This window comes from Arthrobacter sp. TJ-217 (assembly GCF_058269255.1).
In genome coordinates, this window is sequence record NZ_JBZCNJ010000024.1 from 1 (window position 1) to 3,179 (window position 3,179).

Annotated in this window: 2 protein-coding genes and 1 pseudogene; all 3 read left to right on the forward strand. The window is 65.2% G+C overall.

What is annotated here, in order from left to right:
• Nucleotides 1–362, forward strand: a pseudogene (locus AC4D2R_RS17965) (hypothetical protein); the annotation flags it as partial.
• Between the two features lie 56 nt (nucleotides 363–418).
• The gene (locus AC4D2R_RS17970) at nucleotides 419–1,177 is read left to right on the forward strand and encodes an ABC transporter ATP-binding protein (RefSeq protein WP_490941464.1); all 759 of its coding nucleotides are present in this window, start codon (nucleotides 419–421) and stop codon (nucleotides 1,175–1,177) included.
• Between the two features lie 2 nt (nucleotides 1,178–1,179).
• Nucleotides 1,180–3,030 (forward strand): ABC transporter permease, encoded by a 1,851-nt coding sequence (locus AC4D2R_RS17975; protein ID WP_490941465.1) that lies wholly within the window; start codon nucleotides 1,180–1,182, stop codon nucleotides 3,028–3,030.
• Nucleotides 3,031–3,179: the final 149 nt, after the last annotated feature.

Genomic DNA, 3,179 nt, shown 5'->3' on the forward strand with positions numbered 1-3,179 from the left:
CCATGGTATCCACACCGGCTGAGCTCAACACGTTCATGAAAGCCGTCCTCGACGGCGAGCTCCTGGAACCGGCCGAACTCGACCAGATGCTCACCGGCATCACCACCGGCGACAAAATCATTCCCGGATCCACGTACGGGCTGGGAATCGAAAGCAGCGAACTGGGCGGCGGCAAAACCTGGGGCCACAACGGCTCCATCCCCGGCTACCAGAGCCTCAACACAGTCGCAGAGGACGGCACCGCCGTCACCATCACCCTCACAGCACTGCCGCCCGCCATCTTCGAAGGCCCCCAGGAGGAACTCCTCGATCTCTACCGCGGCTCCATCGAGGCCCTCGACGAAGCCCTCAGCACACCCTGACCCGACACCCACAGCACCCGCAGCCCGTTTCACTCTCCCAATAGAAAGTTCGTTTGATGACCCCGAGTACGTTTGTAAGTCCGCCGTCGGTTGATACCGCTGTGCGTCTTCTTCAACTTCGTAAGACTTTTCCGAACGGCCCGGAGGAGGTCACTGCTCTTCAGGAGTTCTCCCTCGATATTGCCCCGGGTGCGTTTATTGCGATTATGGGCCCGTCCGGGTCGGGCAAGTCGACGTTCCTGAATCTTGCCGCGGGCCTTGATACGCCAACCAGCGGTCAGGTGTTCATCGGTGAGACCGATATCACCGGGCTCTCCCTGGACGCTGTCACTCGTTTCCGCCGGCGCCATGTCGGTTTCGTGTTCCAGTCGTATAACCTCATTGGCCACCTGACCGTCGGGGAGAATATCCAGCTGCCGATGCTGCTCGATGGCCGGCGTCCCGATGAGCAGTGGCAGCAGACCCTCGTCGAGTCCGTCGGGCTGACCGGTATGACCGAGCGGTTGCCGAGCGAGTTATCCGGAGGCCAGGCACAGCGGGTGGCCATCGCGCGCGCACTGATCACCCGGCCCACCGTCGTCTTCGCCGATGAGCCGACCGGTGCCCTGGACCGCCGCACGGGAGATCAGGTGCTCGAAGTGCTGCGCGGTGCCGCCAAGCGGTTCACGCAGACGCTGGTTCTGGTCACCCACGACCCGCACGTGGCCGCCACCGCCGATGAGGTGCTGTTCCTGGCAGATGGACGACTCGCCGGCAAGCTGGTAGCGCCGACCTCGGCGCAGATCGCGGCCCGCCTCGTTGAGTTGGGACGATAGCCATGTGGTCTTTCGCCCGTTCAGCGGTACGCGCCTACCGTGCAAGCCTGGTTGGCAGTTTCCTGATTGTGGTCTCGGCCGCGGCGCTGCTGACCGCTAATGGTGTGCTCATGGAAAGCGGCCTGCGCGGTGATGAGCCTTTGCTGATGGCCGCGGCCGCCTCCTTCGCCGGCACGGCGGTCCTCGTTGTCGAACTCGTTGTCGCCTCCACCTTCGCCTCGGCATTGCGGCAGCGGAACGCGCAGTTTGCCCTGCTCCGCGCCGTCGGAGCAACCCCGCGGCAGGTGCGCTCGATGGTGACAGCCGAGGTCGTCATCGTGTTCGCCCTCGCGGCCCCGCTCGGGGCCATCCCTGGACTGTTTGCCGGGCAACTGCTCATGCCGGCACTGGTCTCCGGGGGTATCGTGCCTGCCGGGTTCGATCTGGTGATCTCCCCGCTTCCCGTGATCGGCGCGCTGGTCCTGCTGTTCCCGACCGCGCTGCTCGCAGGCGTGCTCGCGACCCGCAAGATCACAAAGGTCAGCCCGACCGAGGCCGTTCGCGGTGGTTCGGCTGAGTCATCCGGGATTTCCCCGGCACGGCGGATCACGGCAATCGTGCTTCTGGTGGTCGGCATCGTCATTGCCGGTACACCGTTCGTCGTGTCGGGCACGGCGGGCAGCGCAGCCGGAGCCACCTCGGCATTCCTGCTCCTGAGCGCCGCCGCGCTGGCCGGCCCGGTCATCGTCGGCGCAATCGCCCGACGGGCAGCGCGCGCCACACGCTCGTCGAGCAACGCAGCAGCCATGCTCGCCCTGGTGAATACCCGCGGCTTCTCGCGCCGGCTCACGGCAGCGATCATCCCGCTTGCCCTGCTCCTGGCGCTGGGCACAGTGCAGACAGGGGCGAACCACACAACGGTGGAAGCCACCGGCATGCAGTTGCGTGCCGGTCTGGAATCGGATCTCATCATCACCTCCCCCGACGGCGTGACAGCCGAGCAGGCAGCCGCCGTGGCATCCACCCCGGGCATTGACGCGGTGGTTGCCAGCTCGATGGTTCCCGCGGAGGTGAAGTTCGACCTTGACGACGAATACGGAGATATCTCCTGGGAGCAGACCGGCCTGCGCGCGGTGGCCGGCAGCACTTCGGGACTGATGGATGTCGATGTGACGGCCGGCTCGCTGGATGATCTCACCGACGCCGACACGATCGCCGTCAGCAGTGACGGCGTCTTCAGCGCCGGCAAACGTGTCGGCGACACCGTGGAGCTGCGCTTCGATGAAGACACCGCGGTCTCGCGGACGGTCGTGGCCGTTTATGACCGAGGCCTCGGATTCGGCGACTACATCCTCGACGAGTCCTCGCTGCCGGCGCCTAACCGGCCGGCCGCCGCTGACCAGTTGTTCGCGCTGGGCTCGGCGGATCTGAGCTCCCTCGGGCTGCAGACGGTCTCTGTCGATGACTTCGTGCAGGAGACCAAGAAGGGTGCGGCAGCGCAGCAGCAATTCGGGGCGATCCTGCTCTTCGTGCTCATCTTCTTCATCGCCACTGCCGCGGCAAACACCCTCGTGATGCTCACCAGCTCGCGTAAGCCGGAGTTCGCCCTGCTGCAACGTATTGGCACGACCCGCACCCAGATGAGCGCGATGATCCTCATCGAATCGGTGTTCGTCATGGCAACGGCCTTGGTGATCGGCACCCTTGCGGTGATTCCAGCACTCGGAGGCATGGCCTACAGCATGCTCGGGGTCTTCTCCGTGGGCATCGACTGGCCGGTATACGCAGCTCTGGCCGGGGCAGTCGTGATCATCGCCACCGTTGGGATGGTCCTCCCGGCGATGGCAGGCACTCGAGGCCAGACCCGATCGTAACTGTTCTGAAACGAAAGCCCCTGGCCCACCGGCCGGGGGCCTTTCTGTTGACCGGCGCCGCCCTCGCCCTGAAACGCCGCAGCCTCTAACCCACCACCCCCCACCCACCAACCAACTAGCCCTCCAACCCGAATGGTTTTCACATGACC